The organism is Polaribacter uvawellassae (assembly GCF_039748955.1).
GTDB classification, from domain to species: domain Bacteria; phylum Bacteroidota; class Bacteroidia; order Flavobacteriales; family Flavobacteriaceae; genus Polaribacter; species Polaribacter uvawellassae.
The window spans coordinates 356,690-380,589 of sequence record NZ_JBDIZN010000003.1 but is presented as its reverse complement, the minus strand read 5'-3'; the positions used below and the strand labels follow the sequence as shown (position 1 = coordinate 380,589).

The 23,900-nt window shown below is 31.4% G+C and carries 21 protein-coding genes and 1 other RNA gene; 16 read left to right on the top strand and 6 right to left on the bottom strand.

Going from position 1 to position 23,900, the window contains the following annotated elements; genetic code table 11:
• Positions 1 to 31: 31 nt before the first annotated feature.
• Positions 32 to 988, bottom strand: a complete 957-nt coding sequence (locus ABDX67_RS08910; protein ID WP_347174663.1) for a glycosyltransferase family 2 protein — start codon at positions 986 to 988, stop codon at positions 32 to 34.
• A 90-nt stretch (positions 989 to 1,078) separates the two neighbouring features.
• A complete protein-coding gene (locus tag ABDX67_RS08905; RefSeq protein ID WP_347174662.1) occupies positions 1,079 to 1,600 on the bottom strand; it encodes a DUF4199 domain-containing protein in 522 nt (173 codons plus the stop codon).
• Between the two features lie 177 nt (positions 1,601 to 1,777).
• Here ABDX67_RS08905 and ffs point away from each other — a divergent pair.
• The 5 genes from ffs (at position 1,778) to ABDX67_RS08880 (ending at position 5,677) form a co-directional block, all read left to right on the top strand.
• Positions 1,778 to 1,876, top strand: an RNA gene (gene ffs / locus ABDX67_RS08900) — signal recognition particle sRNA small type.
• 125 nt (positions 1,877 to 2,001) lie between these two features.
• Positions 2,002 to 2,805, top strand: a complete 804-nt coding sequence (locus ABDX67_RS08895; protein WP_347174661.1) for an SDR family oxidoreductase — start codon at positions 2,002 to 2,004, stop codon at positions 2,803 to 2,805.
• Between the two features lie 24 nt (positions 2,806 to 2,829).
• A complete protein-coding gene (gene fsa, locus ABDX67_RS08890) occupies positions 2,830 to 3,483 on the top strand; it encodes a fructose-6-phosphate aldolase (RefSeq protein WP_347174660.1) in 654 nt (217 codons plus the stop codon).
• A gap of 97 nt (positions 3,484 to 3,580) precedes the next feature.
• Positions 3,581 to 5,254, top strand: a complete 1,674-nt coding sequence (menD, locus tag ABDX67_RS08885) for a 2-succinyl-5-enolpyruvyl-6-hydroxy-3-cyclohexene-1-carboxylic-acid synthase (protein ID WP_347174659.1) — start codon at positions 3,581 to 3,583, stop codon at positions 5,252 to 5,254.
• A 6-nt stretch (positions 5,255 to 5,260) separates the two neighbouring features.
• Positions 5,261 to 5,677, top strand: coding sequence for a S1 RNA-binding domain-containing protein (locus ABDX67_RS08880; protein ID WP_347174658.1), 417 nt, complete (start codon positions 5,261 to 5,263; stop codon positions 5,675 to 5,677).
• 2 nt (positions 5,678 to 5,679) lie between these two features.
• On the opposite strand, the gene ABDX67_RS08875 is transcribed toward ABDX67_RS08880, so the two are convergent.
• Positions 5,680 to 6,846: an alpha/beta hydrolase-fold protein gene (locus ABDX67_RS08875; RefSeq protein WP_347174657.1), complete on the bottom strand. Its 1,167-nt coding sequence runs from the start codon at positions 6,844 to 6,846 to the stop codon at positions 5,680 to 5,682.
• A 166-nt stretch (positions 6,847 to 7,012) separates the two neighbouring features.
• Between ABDX67_RS08875 and ABDX67_RS08870 the strand changes: the two genes are divergently transcribed.
• The 8 genes from ABDX67_RS08870 to ABDX67_RS08835 all read left to right on the top strand — a co-directional run bounded on the left by ABDX67_RS08870 (position 7,013) and on the right by ABDX67_RS08835 (position 13,546).
• A complete protein-coding gene (locus ABDX67_RS08870; RefSeq protein WP_347174656.1) occupies positions 7,013 to 7,852 on the top strand; it encodes a 1,4-dihydroxy-2-naphthoyl-CoA synthase in 840 nt (279 codons plus the stop codon).
• 111 nt (positions 7,853 to 7,963) lie between these two features.
• Positions 7,964 to 8,572 carry a fumarylacetoacetate hydrolase family protein gene (locus ABDX67_RS08865; protein WP_347174655.1) on the top strand — a complete coding sequence of 203 codons (609 nt, stop codon included), beginning with the start codon at positions 7,964 to 7,966 and terminating at the stop codon, positions 8,570 to 8,572.
• A gap of 134 nt (positions 8,573 to 8,706) precedes the next feature.
• Positions 8,707 to 9,957 carry a competence/damage-inducible protein A gene (locus tag ABDX67_RS08860; RefSeq protein WP_347174654.1) on the top strand — a complete coding sequence of 417 codons (1,251 nt, stop codon included), beginning with the start codon at positions 8,707 to 8,709 and terminating at the stop codon, positions 9,955 to 9,957.
• Between the two features lie 76 nt (positions 9,958 to 10,033).
• Complete coding sequence (gene rpmB, locus ABDX67_RS08855) at positions 10,034 to 10,273, top strand: 50S ribosomal protein L28 (protein ID WP_347174653.1); 240 nt, start codon at positions 10,034 to 10,036, stop codon at positions 10,271 to 10,273.
• Positions 10,274 to 10,298: 25 nt separating this feature from the next.
• Complete coding sequence (rpmG, locus tag ABDX67_RS08850) at positions 10,299 to 10,481, top strand: 50S ribosomal protein L33 (RefSeq protein ID WP_188599328.1); 183 nt, start codon at positions 10,299 to 10,301, stop codon at positions 10,479 to 10,481.
• Between the two features lie 9 nt (positions 10,482 to 10,490).
• The gene (locus ABDX67_RS08845) at positions 10,491 to 10,643 is read left to right on the top strand and encodes a DUF4295 domain-containing protein (protein ID WP_347174652.1); all 153 of its coding nucleotides are present in this window, start codon (positions 10,491 to 10,493) and stop codon (positions 10,641 to 10,643) included.
• Positions 10,644 to 10,740: 97 nt separating this feature from the next.
• The gene (gene ftsY, locus ABDX67_RS08840; RefSeq protein ID WP_347174651.1) at positions 10,741 to 11,694 is read left to right on the top strand and encodes a signal recognition particle-docking protein FtsY; all 954 of its coding nucleotides are present in this window, start codon (positions 10,741 to 10,743) and stop codon (positions 11,692 to 11,694) included.
• A 202-nt stretch (positions 11,695 to 11,896) separates the two neighbouring features.
• Positions 11,897 to 13,546, top strand: a complete 1,650-nt coding sequence (locus ABDX67_RS08835) for an amidase family protein (RefSeq protein ID WP_347174650.1) — start codon at positions 11,897 to 11,899, stop codon at positions 13,544 to 13,546.
• Between the two features lie 116 nt (positions 13,547 to 13,662).
• Here the strand turns inward: ABDX67_RS08835 and ABDX67_RS08830 are convergent, their stop codons facing one another.
• Together ABDX67_RS08830 and ABDX67_RS08825 are read right to left on the bottom strand one after the other, a co-directional pair.
• Positions 13,663 to 15,237 (bottom strand): serine hydrolase, encoded by a 1,575-nt coding sequence (locus ABDX67_RS08830; protein ID WP_347174649.1) that lies wholly within the window; start codon positions 15,235 to 15,237, stop codon positions 13,663 to 13,665.
• 352 nt (positions 15,238 to 15,589) lie between these two features.
• Positions 15,590 to 17,251 (bottom strand): hypothetical protein, encoded by a 1,662-nt coding sequence (locus ABDX67_RS08825; RefSeq protein WP_347174648.1) that lies wholly within the window; start codon positions 17,249 to 17,251, stop codon positions 15,590 to 15,592.
• A gap of 328 nt (positions 17,252 to 17,579) precedes the next feature.
• Between ABDX67_RS08825 and rimO the strand changes: the two genes are divergently transcribed.
• Both rimO and ABDX67_RS08815 read left to right on the top strand, forming a co-directional pair.
• Positions 17,580 to 18,896: a 30S ribosomal protein S12 methylthiotransferase RimO gene (rimO, locus tag ABDX67_RS08820; protein ID WP_347174647.1), complete on the top strand. Its 1,317-nt coding sequence runs from the start codon at positions 17,580 to 17,582 to the stop codon at positions 18,894 to 18,896.
• A gap of 66 nt (positions 18,897 to 18,962) precedes the next feature.
• Positions 18,963 to 19,430 (top strand): hypothetical protein, encoded by a 468-nt coding sequence (locus ABDX67_RS08815; RefSeq protein WP_347174646.1) that lies wholly within the window; start codon positions 18,963 to 18,965, stop codon positions 19,428 to 19,430.
• A 107-nt stretch (positions 19,431 to 19,537) separates the two neighbouring features.
• Here the strand turns inward: ABDX67_RS08815 and ABDX67_RS08810 are convergent, their stop codons facing one another.
• Positions 19,538 to 22,024 (bottom strand): M14 metallopeptidase family protein, encoded by a 2,487-nt coding sequence (locus ABDX67_RS08810; RefSeq protein WP_347174645.1) that lies wholly within the window; start codon positions 22,022 to 22,024, stop codon positions 19,538 to 19,540.
• A 248-nt stretch (positions 22,025 to 22,272) separates the two neighbouring features.
• Here ABDX67_RS08810 and bshC point away from each other — a divergent pair, with 248 nt between their 5' ends.
• A complete protein-coding gene (bshC, locus tag ABDX67_RS08805; RefSeq protein ID WP_347174644.1) occupies positions 22,273 to 23,865 on the top strand; it encodes a bacillithiol biosynthesis cysteine-adding enzyme BshC in 1,593 nt (530 codons plus the stop codon).
• Positions 23,866 to 23,900: the final 35 nt, after the last annotated feature.

The window sequence follows — 23,900 nt, the reverse complement described above, 5'->3', positions numbered from 1 at the left end:
GTAAAAATTTTCTGTCCGCAAAGATACGGATTTAGATATTTAAGGTTTCTTTAATTGAGTAATGCTTTTCGTGGCTTTTTGTTTTAATTAAAAGCTCTCCAAGGAAACCTGCTAAAAATAGTTGTGTTCCTATAATCATAGCGGTTAAAGAAATATACAACCAGGGATTATCTGTTATTAAAATTGTTTTTAATCCTGCGGATAGTTTATACAATTTCATAACGCCAATATATCCAGCGGCTAAAAAACCAACGGCAAAAACCATACTTCCCCAAAGCCCAAAAAAATGCATTGGTCGTTTCCCAAATTTTGATAAAAAAGAGATGGTAATTAAATCTAGAAATCCGTTTACAAATCTACTCATACCAAATTTAGTAACGCCGTATTTCCTTGCTTGATGTTGCACAACTTTTTCTCCAATCTTAGTAAAACCTTCGTTTTTTGCTAAAACTGGAATGTAACGATGCATTTCTCCGCTAACTTTAACGCTTTTTACAACTTCGTTTTTATATGCTTTTAATCCGCAGTTAAAATCGTGTAGTTTTAACCCTGAAGTTTTTCTAGCGGCTAAATTAAAAAGTTTAGACGGAATGTTTTTAGTTACTACATTGTCGTAACGTTTCTTTTTCCAGCCAGAAATTAGATCAAAATTTTCTTTTGTGATTAAATTGTATAATTCAGGAATTTCATCAGGATTGTCTTGTAAATCAGCATCCATAGTAATTACAACAGTTCCTTCTGCGAGCTCAAAACCTGCATCTAATGCTTGACTTTTACCATAGTTTTTTTGAAAACGAATTCCTTTAACTTCAGTATGTTTTTTAGAAAGAGTTTCAATTACATCCCAAGAAGTATCTGTGCTGCCATCATCAATAAAAATAACTTCGAAAACATAAGAATTGGATTGCATCACTTTAGCAATCCAACTATATAATTCTTCTAAAGATTCTTCTTCGTTTAATAAAGGTATAACTACCGATATATCCATTCGTTAATAAATTATAAGGTTGTGTAAAAACGTAAAGGTAAAACATCCGAAGATATTTTACCTTTATATCGTTTAAATTTTTCTTAAAAACTAGTATTGCTCTTCTTCAGATTTTTTCATGATTGCTCCTGTTATTGCAGAAACAACAAATCCAAAAAATGCAGCAACAACAATTCCAATTGCAGATGAAATTAAAGGACCTTGAAACTTTTGCATCATTGTTTTAGCTGCATCAATTTGTTCGCTAGTCATCCCTTGGTCTGTCCATGTTTGTTCTTGCACCATTAACATTTGTTGCATATATTCTGGCTCAATAAAGTTTTGAAATAATTGTTGATAAACAATTACAATTATAGCACTAATTACCGTTAAGCCAACACCAATTTTTAGTGATTGACCCCAAGACATAAAACCGCCATTAATTTCTTTAAATTTTTTATAAGCAAATACGATGATAACAATCATAATAATACCGCTTAAAACACCAATTGACCAATGAGGTTTTAAATAATCTCCAATTGCATAATTAACTAAGTTAATTAGTACAGAAGCTATACCAAGGTATAATCCATAATTTAAAATAATACTTTTACTAGATGCTTGATTTTCCATTGTGTTTTGATATTTAGTTAGTTATACAAATATATGATTTTCGTTTTTGTTAAAGATAAATATATCAATTTTGAATTATTTATCATTAACTATTTGATTAGTAACCAAAGTGTGCTTTTTGTTACAAAATTGATAAAAAAACATTGCGCAACTTTAAAAATCATTGTAAATTTGCAGCGGCAAGTCCTACACAACTAGCTCCCTTTGAATCCTCCAGGGCGGGAACGCAGCAAAGGTATTAGGTTGTAGCAGTGTGATGTAGATAGCTTGCCATTTTTTATGCGCTAAATTTAGATTTCTCCATTTTCTTTTAAGATATTTGTAAACGAATTAAAAGATTAAAAATTAAAAGATTAAATGGATTTTTTTAATTTTTGAATACTTCAATTTTTTAATAAACTATGCCAAAAGTTGTTCTTATTACTGGTGCTTCCTCAGGAATTGGAAAATCCATAGCAAACTACCTTTCTGAAAAAGGAATGATAGTTTACGGAACCAGTAGAACAATAAAAAATGATAGCAATTTACTTTATAAAATGGTAGCTCTAGATGTTCTTGATAACACATCTATACAAAATGCAGTTTCTGAAATTATTAAAAACGAAGGAAGAATTGATGTGCTAATCAATAATGCTGGAATGGGAATTACAGGTTCAATAGAAGATACACCAACAGCAGAAATGAAAAAGGTTTTTGATACTAATTTTTTTGGTGCTATTGATGTAATGAAAGCAGTATTGCCACAAATGCGAAAGCAAAAAAGCGGAAAAATAATTAATGTAACTTCAATTGCTGGTTATATGGGATTGCCTTTTCGTGGCGTGTATTCTGCAACAAAAGGCGCATTAGAATTGATTACTGAAGCAGCACGAATGGAAGTGAAGCAATTCGGAATTCAGTTGGTAAATGTTGCTCCAGGAGATTTTGCCACAAACATTGCAGCAGGAAGATATCATACGCCAGTTTTTGAAAATTCTGCGTATAAAAAAACCTATCAAGAAAATTTAGATTTGATGGATGCACATGTTGATGGCGGAATGGATCCGATAGAAATGGCAAAAGCAGTTTATAGCATTATTGAAAATAAAAATCCGAAGATTCATTATAAAGTAGGCGGAATTATGGAAAAATTTTCGATTGTTTTAAAACGAATTTTACCAGATAAAATGTACGAAAAACTACTAATGAATCATTATAAATTATAATTTTACAGAACTAAATTTAAGAACATGAAATTTTTTATAGACACAGCAAATTTATCGCAAATAGAAGAAGCGCAGGCTTTAGGAATTTTAGATGGCGTTACTACAAATCCGTCTTTAATGGCAAAAGAAGGCATTACAGGAGCAGCAAATATCATCAACCACTACAAAGCAATTTGTAATTTGGTTGAAGGAGATGTTTCTGCAGAAGTCATTGCAACAGATTTTGCAGGAATGGTAAAAGAAGGAGAAGCATTGGCAGCTTTAAATCCGCAAATTGTGGTAAAATTACCAATGATAAAAGACGGCATAAAAGCGTGTAAATATTTTTCATCAAAAGGAATTAAAACAAATGTAACGTTAGTGTTTTCTGCCGGACAAGCATTGTTGGCTGCTAAAGCTGGTGCAACCTATGTTTCGCCATTTATTGGTCGTTTGGATGATATTTCTACTGACGGATTAAACTTAATCGCAGAAATTCGTCAGATTTATGACAACTACGGATTTGAAACTCAAATTTTAGCAGCTTCTGTGCGTCATACTATGCATATTATAGATTGTGCAAAATTAGGATCAGACGTAATGACTGGACCTTTAAGTGCCATTGAAGGATTGTTAAAACATCCTTTAACGGATATTGGTTTGGCAAAGTTTTTAGAAGATTATAAAAAAGGAAATTAAAGAAATAAGTTACAAAGTCGCAAAGTTCAGAATAGTTGCAAAGTAGTCTTTGTAAACGCTTTGTGCCTTTGCAACTTTGAACCTTTGCAACTATAATATGTACCCAAAGAAACCTTTAGCACAACTTGTAATTTCAGCTTGTCATCAATTTCATATTGATACCGTTGTAATTTCTCCAGGTTCTAGAAATGCTCCGTTAACAGTTGGTTTTTCTAATCATCCAGAGATTAAAACAATGAGCGTTGTTGATGAACGTTGTGCTGCTTTTTTTGCATTGGGAATAGCACAACAAACTCAAAAAACTGTTGCAATTGTGTGTACTTCTGGTTCTGCTTTATTGAATTATTATCCGGCAATTGCAGAAGCTTTTTACAGCAATATTCCGTTAGTTGTAATTTCTGCGGACAGACCAAAGCACATGATTGATATTGGTGACGGACAAACCATTAGACAAGAAAATGTGTTTCAAAACCATATTTTATTTTCTGCAAATTTAGTAGATGATATAACAAATAAAAATGTCGGTTTGAGCGGAGTCGAGAACTCTTTAATAATTTCAGAAGCCTTACAAATTGCAATTACTAAAAAAGGACCCATTCATATCAATGTTCCGTTTGATGAACCTTTGTATGAAACGGTTGAAGAACTTGATGAATTTACTTTTCCGATTGTCATTGCGAGAGAAACGAAGCAATCTCTTGATATAAATGAGTTTTCTGAAATTTGGAATGCATCAACCAAAAAAATGATTTTAGTTGGTACACTTTTTCCAGATGAAGAACTTCAAGGTGTAATTCAGCAATTTAAAAATGATAATTCTGTAATTATTTTAACAGAAACCACCTCAAACATTGCCTCAGAAAACACCATTAATTCAATTGATAAATTAATTTTTCCGTTATCAGAAGAAGAATTTTCTGAATTGAAACCAGATGTTTTATTAACTTTTGGCGGAATGATTGTATCTAAAAAAATAAAACAATTTTTAAGAAAACACCAACCAACACATCATTGGCATATTGACGAACAAAAAGCAATGAACACGTTTCATTGTTTGTCAGAATATGTTCAAGAGAAACCATTTACATTTTTATCAAAATTAATTTCAAAAAGCAATAAAATTGAAAGTAATTATCAACAAAAATGGTTGCGTGAAAAAGAAAAACGAGCAGAAAAACATCAACAGTATTTAAGTAAAATATTGCATTCAGATTTAAAAGTTTTTGAACAGGTTTTAGAAAGTGTTCCAGAAAATTCTCAATTGCAATTGGGGAATAGTTCAGTAGTGAGATACGCACAATTATTTGATGTTAAAGATTCGATTAAAATATTTTGTAATCGAGGAACAAGCGGAATTGACGGAAGTACAAGCACCGCAATTGGGGCGGCTTTTGCGAGTGAAAATCAAACGGTTTTTATCACTGGAGATTTGAGTTTTTTTTACGATAGCAATGCGTTGTGGAATAATTACATTCCGAAGAATTTTAGAATTATTCTTATCAATAATAATGGTGGCGGAATTTTTAGATTTATTCCTGGACCAAAATCAACAAATGCATTGGAGTATTTTGAAACTCCACATCAGTTAACAGCAGAACATTTGTGTAAAATGCATCAATTAGAATATATATCGGCTTTAGAAACAACAAAAGTATCATCAGCATTACAAGAATTTTATCAAGAGTCAAATGCGCCAAAAGTGTTAGAAATCTTTACAGATAAAATAATCAACGAAACAGTATTAAAAGAATATTTTAATCATTTAAAATAACAAATTATGGATATAGAAGTAGGAGATAAAGTAGCATTAATTATTGGAGCAGAAACCAATTTAGGTTTTACCGTTTTAATTGATGAAGAATTTGAAGGTTTGTTATATAGAAATGAAATTTTTCAGGAATTAAGAGAAAACCAACGAATTGCTGGTTACATCAAAAATATTAGAGAAGATGGTAAAATTGATGTTTCGTTACAGCCACAAGGTTTTAGAAATGTAATTTCTTTAGATACAGAAAAAGTGATTGAAGCAATTTATGATCATGATGGATTTTTACCGTTAACAGATAAGAGTTCTCCTGAAGAAATTAAGCGTAAATTATTAATGAGTAAAAAAGCGTTTAAAAGAGCTGTTGGCACTTTGTATAAAGAAAAAACAATATTGATTAAAGAAGATGGTATAGAATTGGTCAACTAATTTTATCCTTTTCTAAGCATTCGTTGTACATTTTGATAAAATTTATCTGCATTCGGGTCAGCTGGATCCATTTTTCCGTAACCTAATCTATATTCTCGCAAAGCTTTAGAATAATTTTGACCAGCTTCGTAATATCTGCCAAGATAATAATGTCCTAAAGGAGAAAAAGGATATAAGTTTAAAATCATTTCTCCGTAAGTTTTTAAATGATCTCCATTTTCTTTCTCAATAATAATGTTTTCAATTGCAATAATATCAATTTCTCTAATTCCTAAATTTGAACCAAATAAATAATCAATTTCTATGTATTTATTTTCTAAATAGGTAATGGCATCTAACGGAGAAAGATTTTTTATTTTTGTTTCAAATTCCTCTTTGTTAATTCCAGAATAAATTTCAAAAATCTTATCAAAAGCCCGCGGAATTCCTTCTCCAATTGCAGAAACGTTACTTGGAGATTCAGTTATAAAATCGTATTTTACATTAAAGTTTTTTATAGATAAAGAACTTAAATATGCTTTTAACAAACCAATTCGTTGTTGCTTTTCTCCGCTAATAAAATTTCCGTCATTAAAATAAAAGTAATAGGTGTTATCAATAGAACTTAATTTGTTTAAATCGTAAGATTCCATTTGAATACTAATGTCTGGACTAAAAGTTGGGTTCAAACAAATGTAAGCGTTAAAAAGGGGTGTTTCATCTTTTAAAAAGTGGGTAATTAAATTTGCTGAAATTCCGTTACCAACAATTGTTAAAAACGGAGAAGTTTTATAATTTCCTTCGATATATGGCAATACTTCATTTCTTATAAATTTGATAAAACTTCTGCTATCTGCAGTTAACTCGCTATTTCTAGTTTCGTCAAAAGACGCATCTTTTAAACGTGTGTCTGCCATTTCTATTCCTACTACAATTTGCTTGGGTGCTTTGTCTGTATAAGAAAACAACTTAGAATTCCCAACATATAAATCAAATAAATATTCAGAATCTAATACAATTGTTAGTGGGTAATTAGTAATTGTATCTCTTTCGTATCCTTTAGGTAAGCTGATTTGAAGTGATCTAACATCTTGTAACTCTTCAGATTCGTATTTTTTAGTAATTACTCTTTGACTAAAAGCAGAAATACTAACAATAAAAAGCAGCAAAAAAGAAAGATTTTTTTTCATAAGTTGTAAAAATATTGAGGATAAAAATACTATTTTTTTCAGATAATTAGAGCTAATTACAAACCTTCTATAAAATTGTTAATAATAGTTCTTAATATCCTATTTTTGTAAATAGAAATTTAAAGTTCTTTTAGATTTTAAATCATAACGATAAAAAACAGCAATTATGATAAAAGCAGAATGGAAAACTGTCAAAGAATACGAAGATATAACTTATAAAAAATCAAACGGAGTTGCAAGAATTGCATTTAACAGACCAAATGTAAGAAATGCTTTTCGTCCAAAAACAACTTCAGAATTATACGATGCTTTTTACGACGCAGGAGAAGATACTTCAATCGGAGTAGTTCTTTTGTCAGCCGAAGGACCAAGTACAAAAGACGGAGTGTATTCTTTCTGTTCTGGAGGTGATCAAAAAGCACGTGGACATCAAGGTTATGTTGGTGAAGATGGATATCATCGTTTAAATATTTTAGAAGTTCAACGTTTGATACGTTTTATGCCAAAAGCAGTTATTTGTGTTGTTCCAGGTTGGGCAGTTGGCGGCGGACATAGTTTGCATGTTGTTTGTGACTTGACTTTAGCATCAAAAGAACACGCAATTTTTAAACAAACGGATGCTGATGTAACATCTTTTGATGGTGGTTACGGTTCTGCCTATTTAGCAAAAATGGTTGGACAGAAAAGAGCGAGAGAAATTTTCTTTTTAGGAAGAAATTATTCTGCTCAAGAAGCTTATGAAATGGGAATGGTAAATGCTGTTGTTCCGCATGATGAATTAGAAGATACTGCTTATCAATGGGCGCAAGAGATTTTAGAAAAATCGCCAACATCTATTAAAATGTTAAAGTTCGCTATGAATTTAACGGATGATGGAATGGTTGGGCAACAAGTTTTCGCAGGAGAAGCAACTCGTTTAGCATATATGACAGATGAAGCAAAAGAAGGAAGAGACGCTTTTCTAGAGAAAAGAAAACCTAATTTTCCTAAAGTTTGGATTCCGTAGGTTTCAGTTATCAGTTATCAGTTGTCAGTGAACAATTAACAGTTGTCAGGTTGAGCGGAGTCGAGACCTAAATTTAATCTTTAAATCATTCAATCTTTCAATAAAAGTAAGATGAAAATAATTTGTATTGGGCGCAATTACGCAAAGCATATTGAAGAATTAGCAAACGAAAAACCAGAAAATCCAATTATTTTTCTGAAACCAGATTCTGCTATTTTACCAAGAAAAAATCCATTTTTTATTCCGCCTTTTTCTGATGATGTACATTATGAGGTAGAAGTTTTAGTAAAAATCAATAAAGTAGGTAAACATATAGAATCAAAATTTGCACATAAATATTACGATGAAATCGGTTTGGGAATTGATTTTACCGCAAGAGATGTTCAACAACATTGTAAAGAAAATGGTTTTCCTTGGGAAAAAGCAAAAGCTTTTGATGGAAGCGCAGTTGTTGGTGAGTTTTATCCGAAAGAACAATTCGATTTAGAAAATTTAGAATTCCAATTAGATAAAAACGGAGAAATTGTTCAAGATGGAAATACAAATGCAATGTTGTGGAAAACTGATGAATTAATTGCTTATGTTTCTCAGTTTTTTACTTTAAAAAAAGGAGATATTATTTTTACAGGAACACCGGCTGGAGTTGGAAAAGTTTTAGAAAACGATGTGTTAACGGGAACTCTTGAAGGAAAACAAGCTTTTCAAATTAGAGTAAAGTAGTATTCAGTTATCAGTTATCAGTTATCAGTTATCAGTGGACAGTAGCAGTTTATCAGTTCGAGAACATTTTAAGTCAAACAGAAAAAATAAATTACAGAAAGTAAAACTTTGAGCCGCCTTTGCAACTAAAAAATATGAAAGCAGAAATCATCACAATAGGAGACGAAATTTTAATCGGTCAAATTGTAGATACTAATTCGCAATGGATTGGAGTAGAATTGAATAAAATCGGAGTTTCGGTGTATCAAATCACTTCGATTCAGGATGACGAGCAACATATTTTAAACGCTTTAAAAGAAGCGCAAGAAAGAGTTGATATTGTAATTATAACTGGTGGTTTAGGTCCAACAAAAGACGATATTACAAAGAAAACAATTGCAGCATATTTTAACGATACTCAGTTTATAGAGTATCCAGAAGTTATTGAACATATAAAAGCGTTGTTTAAAAAAGTTGATCATCCGTTTACAGAGATTCAAAAATACCAAGCGCAATTACCATCAAAAGCTATTTATTTAAAAAATCATTATGGTACAGCTCCCGGAATGTGGTTTAATGAAAATGATACCGTTTTTATTTCCCTGCCTGGTGTTCCCTATGAGATGAAAGGATTAATGACGATGGAAGTATTGCCGAGAATTCAAAAAGAATTTAAACTTCCTTTTATCAGTCATAAAACAATTATGACTTACGGGCAAGGAGAAAGTATTGTTGCACAACGAATTGAAGATTTTGAAAACGCACTACCAAAACATATTAAGTTGGCCTATTTACCATCTTTTGGTAGGGTAAGATTGCGTTTGTCTGGAAATGGAAATGATAAAGATATTTTAGAAAAAGAATTGCAACAAAAAGTTTCTGAAATTCAGCATTTAATTTTAGATATTATTGTTGGAGTTGAAGAAGGAGATTCTATCGAAAAAAGAGTTGGCGAATTGTTATCTCAGCAGCAAAAAACAATTGCAACAGCAGAAAGTTTGACAGGAGGAAGTATTGCTGCAACGTTGGTTTCTGTTCCTGGAGCGTCAGCTTATTTTAAAGGAAGTTTTGTAACGTATTCAGCAGAGGCTAAAAAAAGTTTGTTAGGTGTTACAGAAAAAACAATCAAAAAATTTACAGTTGTAAGTAAAGAGGTAGCAGAAGAAATGGTAATTGCAGCAAGAAAAAAATTAAACACAGATTATGCAATTGCAGTAACAGGAAATGCGGGTCCAACTACCGATAAAACAGATAAAACAGTTGGTGTAGTTTTTATTGCATTAGCTACAAAAACAAGGGTTTGTGTAGAAGGATTTAATTTTGGACAACCAAGAGAAAAAGTAATAAATAGAACGGTAAGCAAAGCATTAGAAATTTTACAAAAAGAAATTATAAAAAATAGTTGAAATTGTTTTGTTGTATGTGTAAAAAAACCTTAAATTTGCACCTCGTTTAGAAATAACACTAAAATACTGTCAGAAGATGTCTAGAGTTTGTGAACTTACAGGAAAAAAAGCAATGGTTGGAAACAATGTTTCTCACGCATTGAACAGAACCAAAAGAAAATTTGATGCTAACCTAATGGTAAAGCGTTTTTATATTCCAGAAGAAGATAAATGGATTACATTAAAAATTTCTGCTTCTGCTTTAAAAAATATTAATAAAAAAGGAATCTCTGCTGTCTTAAAAGATGCTAGAGCTAATGGTTTTTTAACTAAATAAACCAACCTTAAAAAAGTAAACCGAGATGGCAAAAAAAGGAAACAGAGTTCAGGTGATTTTAGAATGTACAGAGCATAAAGCTTCAGGAGAAAGAGGTACTTCTAGATATATTACAACTAAGAATAAAAAGAACACTCCAGATAGATTAGAGATAAAGAAATTTAATCCAATCTTAAAGAAAATGACTGTTCATAAAGAAATTAAATAATTAGGAAACATGGCAAAGAAATCAGTAGCATCATTACAAACAGGATCAAAAAGATTATCAAAAGCTATCAAAATGATTAAATCTCCAAAAACAGGAGCTTATACATTTGTTGAAGCAATCATGGATCCATCTAAAGTGGATAGCTTTTTAGCAAAAAAGTAATTACTTTATACTAAAAATATACAAAGCTACTTTCTATTGAGAGTAGCTTTTTTGTTGTTTAATAAAACCGTATTTTTGGGTATTCTAAAAAATAATAATGAGTTTTTTAAAAAATATATTTTCAAAAGAAAAAAAAGAAACCTTAGATAAAGGATTGGAAAAAACTAAATCGAGTTTCTTTACTAAATTATCAAAAGCAGTTGCAGGAAAATCAACTGTAGATGATGATGTATTAGATAATTTAGAAGAAGTATTGGTAACATCTGATGTTGGTGTAGATACAACGCTAAAAATTATTGACAGAATTGAAGCACGTGTTGCAAAAGATAAATACTTAGGAACAGAAGAGTTAAATCAGATTTTAAGAGAAGAAATAGCTGGTTTATTGTCTGAAACTAATGTTGAAGATCAAACAGATTTTTCAATTCCTGCGGATAAAAAACCATATGTAATTATGGTTGTTGGTGTAAACGGAGTTGGAAAAACAACTACAATTGGTAAGTTGGCTTCTCAGTTTAAAAAGAAAGGTTTAAAAGTTGTTTTAGGAGCAGGAGATACATTTAGAGCAGCTGCAATCGATCAATTACAAGTTTGGGCTGATAGAGTAGATGTGCCAATTGTGCGTCAAGAAATGGGTTCAGATCCAGCTTCTGTGGCATTTGATACATTGCAATCTGCAAAAGCTCAAAATGCTGATGTGGTGATTATTGATACTGCAGGAAGATTACACAACAAAGTCAATTTAATGAACGAGTTGGTAAAGATAAAAACCGTAATGCAAAAAGTAGTAGCTGATGCTCCGCACGATGTATTATTAGTGTTGGATGGATCAACTGGACAAAATGCTTTTGAACAAGCAAAACAATTTACAAAAGCAACTGAAGTTACAAGTTTAGCAGTTACCAAATTAGACGGAACAGCAAAAGGTGGCGTTGTAATCGGAATTTCAGATCAGTTTCAAATTCCTGTTAAATACATCGGAGTAGGAGAAGGAATCGACGATTTACAAGTGTTTAACAAACACGAGTTTGTAGATAGTTTCTTTAAATAGCGTACTATTGTCTGGTCGAGCGGAGTCGAGACCTTGTAATTTTAAATAATTATTCACCTCTCGACTCCGCTCGAGGAGACATTCTACTTAATATATTGATCATTGATTAATAGTGAATTTATTCATAAAAACTCCTTTCTAAAATCTAGCATGGAGTTTTCTTTTTAAAAAGAATTATATTTGATTCTCAAATGACCAACCAATGAAAAAAATACTTTTCCTTTTCGCAATTACTTTGCTGATTATTTCTTGTAAAGAAGAATCTCCAGCAGTCAATTTTAAAAAATATGATGAATCTGCTGAATTAGCAGCACAACAAAATCATAGAAGTAGAAGAATGCAATTCAAACTGATTCAATCTAAATATTTAGATATGAATGACGTTTTTGCACCTTTTCAAAAAGAACTTACGCAGTTTTCAGAAAAAGAATACAATACCTTAAAGCCACTAATTTTGGAACGTGATATTCCAACGTTGCAAGCACATATTAATAATGGAGATTTATCTTACGAAAAACTAACGCTATTTTATTTATACCGAATCAGAAAGTTTGAAAGCGATAGCACAAAATCGTTAAACTCAATCATTGCATTAAATCCGAATGTATTAAAAGAAGCGCGTCAAAAAGACAAAGAAAAAGGCGCCAATTCTGAATATTCTATTTACGGAATGCCGATTTTATTAAAAGACAATATCAATACCAATGACATGCCAACAACAGCAGGAGCAATTGCGTTGGTTGAAAATAAAAATACAGAAGATGCTTTTATTGTAGAAAAATTAAGAGCAAATGGCGCATTGATTTTAGGAAAAGTAAACCTAAGTGAATGGGCGTATTTTTTCTGTTCTGGTTGCCCGTTAGGATATTCTGCAGTTGGCGGACAAACATTAAATCCGTACGGAAGAGGGAAATTTGAAACGGGCGGAAGTTCTGCTGGAAGTGGTGTAACCGTTGCTGCAAATTTTGCAGTGGCAGCAGTTGGAACAGAAACTTCTGGTTCTATTACTTCTCCTTCAAGTTTAAATTCTGTAGTTGGATTAAAGCCAACAATTGGTGTGTTAAGTAGAACGGGAATTGTACCAATTTCTAGTACGTTAGATACGCCTGGACCAATGACAAAAAGTATTATTGATAATGCGATTTTCTTAGAAGCAATGTTTGGGCATGATACAAAAGATGCTGCTTCCATTGATAAAAACTTAAAAGAAAACGAATTCCAAAATGCAATTTTAGCATCTAGTTTAAAAGGCAAACGCTTTGGTGTTTTAAAAAGTTTGTTAACCGATTCTATTTACAATGCAACTGTTCAGAAAATGAAAAATGCTGGTGCAGAAATGATAGAAATCAATCCAGAAAGAGCACAATTTAAGGGTTTTACAACCTTGTTAAATATTGATATGAAACATGATTTACCAAGCTATTTAGCAAATAATGCAGATAAAGATGTAAGTGTAAATTCAGTAAAAGATGTTACCCTTTTTAATTTAAAAGATTCAGTTTTACGCGCTCCGTACGGACAACAATTATTTGACGGAATTGTAAAAGACAAAACCACCTTAGAAGAATTAGAACTAATAAAAGATGGCTTAAGTGCTGTTGGAAAGAAATTTTTTATTGACTTATTTGATAAAGAATTAGATGCTGTTTTGTCCATCAATAATCGTCATTCTGGTGTTGCGGCTGTTGCAAAATATCCAACGTTAACAGTGCCGATGGGATACAAGAAAAACGGAGAACCCATTAGTTTAACCTTTGTTGGAAAACCATTTACAGAAAGAACTTTATTAAAAGCTGGATATGCTTTTGAACAATTGACTAAAGCGAGAAAAACGCCTGAAAATTATAAATAAATTTTATGTCTAGTCGAGTTTAGTTAAGATCTATAAAATATTATCAAAATAAAAAACTCCTTTCTAAATCTAGAAAGGAGTTTTTTTATAATAGGTTACTAACTACTAATTCCTAACTACTTATGGACCCGTTTTAAATCTAAGTCTTGAAAATCAAAACTAAAATCGATGTTTGGAGAAATTCCTCTCATTTTTATACGCACAGCTTTTCCTTCTTCATCCAAGGTAAACATTGCTAATGCATCAGCAGGCATGTCTTGATAATTCCATTTGATGGCAAAGGTATTTGCTTTGTAGAAAAACATTTCGCCAGTTAATTTTGGAGAACGAACAGATGCAAACCATAACTTATTATTTTTCTCGTAAATCTTTATTTTCCCAAACCAATTGTCTTTGTAAGTTCCAATATAATCGGAATTTTTAATATGATTTGATTTTGCTTTAGAGACGGTTTTCCAAACTGCTTTTGTTACAGCATCGCTTTGAGAAGCATTTTGTTTCAATCTGGTTTCCATAAATGAAATCCAATCTGTTTTTTGAACACCTAAATATCCATCCATAATTAAATTCGGAATGGTCCAATAACTATTTCCTCCAGGAGCCGTATTTGTAAGTGTAACGATTCCTACATTTAACTCAGGAATTAAAATTGTTCTAGACAACATTCCTGGTAAACCTCCAGTGTGTTCAACTGTAACAAAACCTCCTTTATCGCTAATTCGCCAACCTAAACCATACGCATTAAAGTGTGTTTTGTATGGAGCATTTGGAGTTACATTAAATCCAATATTTGTATGAGGTTTCCAAAGTTCATCATGGTTTTTTTTAGAAATCATGGTCTTGTTAAAAGCGTTGCCATATTTTCCATTATTTAAGTTCATCATCAACCATTTACTCAAATCGTTTACACTTGCGTAAATTCCGCCAGCAGCTCCTAAAGATTCATCATTCTTAATATAATGTCCAAGTTGTTTGAGCTTTCCATTTTCTATAGAATGCGGAAAAGCCACATTGCTTTTGTCTTTTAAACGTTGATACACACCAACCGAACGTTGCATTCCTAAAGGTTTCATAATGTTGGTTTCTACAAACTGCGCCCAACTCATTCCGCTTATTCTAGCAACAACTTCTCCAGCAACAACATATAATAAATTGTCATAATCGTATTTTGTTCTAAAAGCTGAGGTTGGTTTTTGATATTGAAAACTATTGAGTACATCTTTAATTTTAAAATCTGATCCATCAGGAAAAAACATTAAATCTCCTGCGCCCAAACCAAGACCGCTTCTGTGAGTTAGTAGGTCTTGAATGTTAAAGTTTTCTGTTACATAAGAATCGTACATTTTAAATTCTGGTATATAATCGACTACTTTATCTAACCAATTTAATTTTCCTTGATCTACCAACATTGCCAAAGCAGCGGTTGTAAATGCTTTAGAATTGGATGCAATGGCAAACAATGTATTTTCATTTACCTTTTCTTTGGTATTTGCAGAAGTAACTCCGTAGCCTTTTAAATGCACTATTTTATTGTCTTTAAAAACGGCAACTGCAACTCCTGCATTGGGTCCAATTGACATGGCTTTTTTTACAATAGAATCTATTTGGCTTGAAGTATATGCTTGACTAAATGTAGATTGTGCTATACATAAACACAGAACTGTGAAGAATAGTAATTTTATTTTTTTCATGAGTTTGGTTTTGAAAATAATACGCTTAGATAGCTAAGTTACTGAAATTGGATGAATTACTAAATAGTGCAATTGTAAAGAAAAATGCATTCTAGATTTTAGGAAGGAGTTTTTATGTGTTTCGCTAACGTACAGAATATTCGGAGGCTGGGACTTTAACCGCTCCCAACTATCTGACCGTTACAATTTTCAATAAAAGTATAAAAGTTTAATTAACCTGCAAGCCCCCAGCTTAAGTATATTTATTGTTAGGCAGTTGCAGTTTATTTATCAGGATTGTAGTGTCTCTCAATTCAGCGTCCGAGAGCGAAGGGATGAAGTGAAATAGCTCTTTGTCTTGAAATCGAATCATTTAAGTTTTATTATTCTTTTCATTATTAACTAAATTTAATATTTTAGAGTCCTTGTTGTACTTGTATCTTACTTTTCCAATAATTGCATCTGTTTCCTTCAACAGAATTGGTTCTCTCCTTTGAATATTTTTTATCCATTCCGCTTTTAAAACATGATAATCAGAATTTAAATGTCTTTTATAAAACCTTATGCATTTGTCTTGAGAATAAATATCTAACCATATGTACTTTGGATGATATTTTATTTTAGACAATTCTCCGAAATTGGAAAGAGAAAACCTCTTTCTTCTAAGGCTTTTTATAATATGCTTAACCAGCCGATGGAAATTGTCAATATCTAAATCGTCAATATCTTTTATCCAGACATGGGAATATATCCGCACATCTTTTTCAGTACTTCTATTTTCAATTTCCTTAATTTCAAACCTTTTACTAAATTGTCTAAATCCAGCTTGACGAAGCTCCTTCTGCCTTTCAATTTTATATATTCTATATTGAATTTTTAATATATGTCTCCAATTTGCAATTTTTCGTCTAATATTATTAGAATCGTGCCATAACATGCTCGTTTCAATAACATCTTTAGATGCATCAATTGATAGATTGTTTTTTATTGATTTTTTTAGCTTTTTCCCGTCTATAAAGATTGAACTAGGGATAGGTTTCCCACATTCTAGACTGATTGCAAATCTGCCATAATTTGTATCTACATGTTTAAATATACTATAAGAAAGATTCAATGAATAAAAAACATGCGTTGTCCTATTAGTTGAATTAATTTTGCAAATTGTATTGAGCTGTGGGCTACCATTCACAATACTCTCATGAAAAGAAAGAAGTTCAAAATAGTCTGATGATAATAAACCATCCATGAATAAAAACTTTAGACTCAAGGGCAACATTGTCACAATCTTTTTGTCGGATTGATAGAATCTCGCTAATAATAAGATATATGTTACAACAATCGAATTACAAGTCTCAGCTAAGGAATCAAAAGTTCGCAATAAATCTGAAGGGAAATGTTGTTCTGTTGTGTGTCTATCGTTGTAGATTATTTGGGAATAATCGTATGACACCTTTCCATGTGAAATAGAATTTCTTATAACTCTGTTATTACCTTTGAGTAACTCGTTTAGGTTTAAATCCTCTAATTTTTCTGATTGATTTTTTTCATTTGTCTTTTCAAAGTTTGATTTCTCCTTTTTATCAATGGTTTTAATTATTGGCAGTAATAATTTTTTATAGATAGATTCAAAAAGTCTTACATATTCTGGATGCCATATTGTCTCAAACTCTTCAATTTTTCTTGGAGTTGAAATATCAAGCCCATATTCTTTTCCCCAGAAAGACCCTTTTCTTAATAAACTAAAAACGGAATCATTAATTACGTCTTTAGATTCGATAATTGACTTTTTAAAATTAACCGAATTTGCTTCAAGAAATCCATATAATTCTGTTATTAAATTGTGATTAACGTACTTTAAAGGTCTTTTAACTGAAAATCGACTAAGACATAAATGAAAATCATTGAAGGGTATATCAATAAATTCCTCAAAGTTTTTCTTTATATCAAACTCTTTAACCGTATGAATCGGTTTAAATAAACTCAATGATTCAAATGTGTTACTAAAAGTTGATGTATTTAATTCTTTTTCATTCATTATCTAAATCGAATATCGTTAGTGTCGGTAAAGTAAGTAAGTGTGTGGAAGCGAAGGGATGGTTGCGGGACGGGCTGGAAGACTCTTGCTTTGTGGGTTGGCTATCATTCTTTTTATTTTAACGGTTTAGTTTTGTCGTTGCAGGGGACTTTCTTCTGCTTGTGCCTAACTTATATTAAATCGAACATTTCAATGTGTAATATCAGCAATATCCAAAGTTACCAAAAAATCAACCCAAAATCAACTAAAGTTTTTCCCTCATTATTAACAATCTAATATGTTTAAAAACGTAGATTAAGATTGTATCTTTGCATTTTAAAATAAAAATATGCGTACAAAAACCATCAAGCAAAACAAGATCAATGTAGTTACGTTGGGCTGTTCTAAAAATGTGTATGATAGTGAAGTGTTAATGGGGCAATTAAAAGCCAACGGAAAAGATGTGGTTCATGAAGATGAAAATGACGAAGGAAATATTGTGGTAATTAATACCTGTGGATTTATTGGTAAAGCCAAAGAAGAATCTATTGATACTATTTTGCACCATGCGCAACGTAAAGAAGCTGGAGAAATTGATAAAGTTTTTGTAACTGGTTGTTTAAGTGAGCGTTATAAGCCAGATTTAGAAAGAGAAATTAAAAATGTAGATCAGTATTTTGGTACGCATGATTTGCCAAATTTATTAAAGGTTTTAGAAGCAGATTATAAACACGAATTGATTGGCGAGCGTTTAACTACAACACCAAAACATTACGCATATTTAAAGATTGCAGAAGGTTGCGATCGTCCGTGTTCTTTTTGTGCAATTCCGTTAATGCGTGGAAAACACGTTTCTACTCCGATTGAAGATATTATTACAGAAGCGACAAAACTAGCCGAAAAAGGAATCAAAGAAGTAATGTTAATCGCGCAAGATTTAACCTATTACGGATTAGATATTTATAAAAAACGTGCTTTAGCAGATTTGTTACTTGCATTGACAAAAGTAGAAGGCATCGAATGGATTCGAATGCATTATGCATTTCCAACTGGTTTTCCGATGGATGTTTTGGAAGTAATGAAAAACGAACCAAAGGTGTGTAATTATTTAGACATTCCGTTACAACACATCAACACCGAATTGTTAAAATCGATGAAACGTGGAACGACACATGAAAAAACGACAGCGTTGATTCATAAGTTTAGAGAAACGGTTCCAGAAATGGCAATTAGAACTACGTTGATTGTTGGTTATCCTGGAGAAACTGAAGAAATGTTTCAAGAATTAAAAGATTGGGTAGAAGAAATGCGTTTTGAACGTTTGGGTGCTTTTGAATATTCTCACGAAGAAAATACAGGCGCTTATGTGTTAGAAGATGATGTTCCTGAAGAGGTAAAGTTTAAAAGAGTCAACGAAATTATGGAAGTTCAATCTCAGATTTCTTGGGAATTAAACCAAGCGAAAGTGGGTAAAACATTCCGTTGTTTATTCGATAGAAAAGATGGAGCATATTTTTACGGACGTACAGAATTTGATTCGCCAGATGTAGATAACGATGTAATTGTTGATGCAACCAAACATTATATAAAAATAGGAGAGTTTATTGATGTAAAAATTGATGAAGCTGGAGATTACGATTTATACGGAACTCCGGTAAATAAGTAATTCGTCGTATTTTATTTCTATTAGAGAGTTTGTACTATTGTTTAATTAATTTTTAAACAACTAGTTATGAAACTTAAAAAAGTACTTTTTATTTTTGCAATTTGTATTTCTACGCTTTCTTATTCGCAACAAAAAGGAGATTTTTCTGCCTTTTTTGGTGCTTCTTATCAGCTGACAAATAATTCTGATATGGGAATTAACGCTGGATTTGAATATATATTTACAGGAAATACAGCATTTGCACCAAGTTTTTCGTATTACTTTTCTGCCAAAGGAATCACAACCTATTCCATCAATTTAGACATGCGTTATTATTTAACGTATGGCGAAAAAATAAAATACTACGGAATTGGAGGTTTTAATTATTTAACGGTGAAAGTTGGTGGAGTATCTGCGAGTAATATCGGTTTTAATGCTGGTGGTGGAGTTATTTTTGAACTCAACGATAAAGTCGGAATTCTTGGTCAGTTGAAATATGATTCAGCCGGAGCAACTTCAATTGAACCCATGATTGGAGTTACGTATTCATTTTAGAAAATAATAAAAGCCCACAAATTTGTGGGCTTTTATTTTAAACGAATGTCTCCTCGAGCGGAGTCGAGAGGTAAATACATAGTTCTCGACTCCGCTCGAACGGACAATTACAATTTCTTCATATTTGGATTTGTATAGAACAATGCATTTGCGAAAAACAATTTTCCATTATCCCAAAATGCTCTAAATAAAGGATTGTCAATCATATAAACAACGCTTCCTCTACCAACATTTTCTTCACCAAAAATTAATGATTTGGCTAAGTTTTTATCAGCTCTGCTTCCAACAAAACCAGAAAAAGCAGTATTGTCTTCTAAACGAACAACATTGTATCCGTTTTCTAAATAATCATAAGATCTTGTTCCTTGTTTTAAAGTGAAATAAGCATCACCATAACCAAAACCTAACGGATGAGAATTATCAATTTTTGTTTTAAAAATAGCACCAGTAATACTTCCTTGAATACGATCTCTTTCTAAATCTTTGTAATTAATCAATTCAACTTCTTTATCAGATTTATCATTATCTTTAGAAGATTTCGTTTTTAAACCAAATCCACTTTTATTTGCAAAAATGCTGTTTGCACCACCAATTGCAATCACTTTTCCTCCGCTTCTAATCCAAGAAGTTAATTTGGTTAATTCGCTTTTAGAAAATACGCCGCCGTAATATCCATTCGGAATTACCAATGTGTGATAATTATCTAACATATTAACAGAAAAATTGTCTGTATCAATTGCTGTAAAAGGATATTTAAGATCTTGCTCGAAAAAATATTGTATTTCTCCATAACTTAAAGATGAAGTTCCTTTCCCAGAAAGCACAACTATTTTTTGATTTTTAAGTTCTCTTACATCAGAAGATCCCATATCTGGACCTCTTTCAGAAAAACCTGTGTTTATTGAATTTGTATTCTTATTATGTTTGTTTGCTATTGCAATAAGTGTGTTGTCAAAATTTTTGATGTGTTTATTATCTCCACGAGTAATAATTAAACTTCCGGTTTTTAACTTTTTACCAGAATTAATCATTTCTTTTCTATTAAAACGAACTCTAAAATCTTGTTTTAAAATATCAGCTAATAAAGCTGCATCAGAAATATGATTCCATTCAAATGTATAAGCGTATGCATTAAAATTTGGAGTAGAACTTGCAACTTTTATGGTGTTATTTGTTGTAGCAACTAATCTTTCGCTAGCAATTGCTTTAAATCCGTATGCATAAGGTAAAGACCAAGCCGTAATATCATAAGTAATAGAATCACTTAATTTTGCAACTGGTTCAAACAATGCTTTTACCAATCTTGCTTTTGGTTGATTTGTAGAAATAACTAAATCATTAACAGAAGTTTTCATACTTCCTTTAGATCTTGTATTATAATTGTAACCAGAAACTGATTTTCCTTGTGCAAAACCATATGTAATTTCGTGTCTGTTTAACAACTCAATTAATTTATTGGTTTTATTATTGTTTCCTTGTAACACATAACTTTTATATTTAAAGTTATTATCACTAAAATACTTTTTAAACTCAGCATTAAGTTTTCCAGAGTTTTTAGAAGCCATTTCTACCGTAGAAATACCAGAAGTTGTATGATGAATTAAACGATCCCAAAGCGTTAATACTTCTCCGTCTGCTTTTGTAATTCCTAAACCAGCACGTCCGTGCCCAGCTTGTTCGTATGTCATTCCAATTCCTCCAACATAAGTTGGATAGGTGTCACCATAACTTGGATACAATAAATCAAAACTTTCTTTTGTAAAGTAATACCAACCATTTTTATCGAAATATTTTGCATGGTTTTTTCCAATCTGCGTTTGAAAATCACGTTGCCAATCAGTTATAACTTCGTGATAAGGTTCTACAGCTGGAGCAAAATAATAGGGATTGTTAATTCCTTGTTCATGAAAATCTACATGAATATGAGGCAACCATTTATTATATACTTTTAAACGTTGTTGTGTTTCAACTTGTGTTGCCCAAGCCCAATCTCTATTCAAATCAAATAAATAGTGATTTGGTCTTCCGCCAGGCCAAGGTTCACTGTGTTCTCTAGCATCTGGATTTACATTATTTGGCAAAGCCATAACTTGATTGTACCAATTTGCATACCGATCTCTTCCATCAGGATTGATACAAGGATCCATAATTACAACCGTGTTTTCTAAATAACTGCTGTTTTCTGTTACCAATTTATATAAAGTAAGCATAGATGCTTCTGTAGAAGAAGCTTCATTTCCGTGTACATTATAACTCAACCAAACAATCGATTTATCTTTTAATTCAGTAGTGTTTTCGATACCAACATTTGTTAAATGTTGCTTACGAATAGTTTCTAAATTTTTAATATTATTTGCAGAAGAAACATAAGCAATTGCCAAGGTTCTTAGCTCGTTTGTTTTTCCGTATTCTTCAAATTTTACTTTGTCTGTATTTTCAGAAATGTATTTAAAATAATCAACCACTTTGTGGTGTCTTGTAAAACGAGAACCTAATTTATAACCTAAAAACTCATCTGGAGTTTGAAGTTTTTGAGCAGTTAATTGAAATGAAATAACTGAAATGAAAAGAAAGAGAATCGACTTGTGTTTCATTTTATTTTGATGTTTTTTGATTAGCTTTTTCAAATCTACTTGTAATTATTTAAATAAAAAATTTTACAACTAAGAAAGCGTTAAAAATTTGTTAGATTGATATGCCAATTTCGACCAACCACCAAAAATTCGTATTTTTATAAAATTAATAGCAAAAGATTTTTAATATGAAAAGTGACTGTGATTGTTTAAGGTTTAATACTACTTTAAATATATTGTTTAACCAGTGTAAAGTGAGTAAGTTATAGATGAAAGCAACACAAATTCCTTTTCAAAAAACAGGTTTTTTCTCTAATACCATGCTCGATTATTTAGAGCAAAAAGAATCTATCAAGCCGTTTTATAATCATTTTTCAGATGTAAACGGATTTAAAAATCAATTAGAAGAAAAACGAACTTCTTTTTCTTTAGAAACCAGAAAAGTATTGGTTTCTGCATTAAAAAATCAATATAAAAATGTTGCTATTTCTGAAGAAACACAAGTAAATATTGATTCACTTTCCCAAGTACATACATTTACAATAACAACAGGTCATCAATTAAATTTGTTTACTGGGCCGTTGTATTTTTTATATAAAATTATTTCTACCATAAATTTAGCAGAAGAATTACAAGAGCAATTTCCTGCAGATCATTTTGTGCCTATTTATTGGATGGCAACAGAAGATCATGATTTTGATGAAATCAATTATTTTAATTTCAAAAACAAAAAAGTACAGTGGAATAGAAGTGATGGCGGAGCAGTAGGACATTTTTCTACTGAAGGATTAAAAGAAGTTTTTGAAGGCTTTTCAAAACAACTCGGAACTACTAGAAATGCTGATTTTTTAAGAGTTTTATTTACAAAAGGATATGTAGAGCACAACACTTTAGCAGAAGCAACAAGATATATTGCCAATCAATTATTTGCAAAATACGGTTTGGTAATTGTTGATGGAGACGACCAACAATTAAAAGAAGTATTTGCTCCGTTTGTTGAGCAAGAATTAGAAGAACAAGTTTCTTTTAAAACGGTTACAAAAACCATAAAAGAATTAGAAGAAAATTATAAAGTACAAGTAAATCCAAGAGAAATCAACTTATTTTATTTAAGTGAAAACTCGAGAGAACGTATTATTTTTGAAAACGGAATTTACAAAGTAAACAACACAGAGATTTCTTTTTCTAAAGAAGAAATTCTAAACAAAGTAAAAGAAAATCCACAATTATTTTCGCCAAATGTAATTATGCGACCTTTATATCAGGAAGTTATTTTACCAAATCTAGCCTATATTGGTGGAGGTGGAGAATTGGCGTATTGGTTACAATTAAAAGATTATTTTAACTCGGTTTCTGTTCCTTTTCCAATTTTAGTGTTGCGAAATTCTGTTCAAGTGATTTCGACCAAACAACAAAAGAAGTTAGAAAAATTAAGTATTTCTACAGAGGAATTGTTCTTGAATAAAGATGATTTGTTGAAGCTGAAAGTCAATGAGAACTCAGATATTGCTTTTAACTTTCTAGATGCAAAAACATTATTAGAACAACAGTTTTTAGCATTAAGAAGAGTTGCTAACGAAACTGATGTTTCTTTTATTGGCGCTGTTAATGCGCAAGAAAAAAAGCAACTAAATGGATTAGAGAATCTTGAGAAACGCTTGTTAAGAGCAGAGAAAAGGCGTCAACACGATTTGGTAACTCGAATCACAGAACTTAAAAAGCAATTATTTCCAAATGAAAGTTTAGAAGAACGTCAACGCAACTTTTCTGAATATTATTTAGAATATGGCGACGCATTTATCGATGCTTTAAAATCAACTTTAAAACCATTGGATTTAGAGTTTACTGTTCTGGAATTATAAGAATTAATATTGCCTATCATTGCGAGGAAGAATGA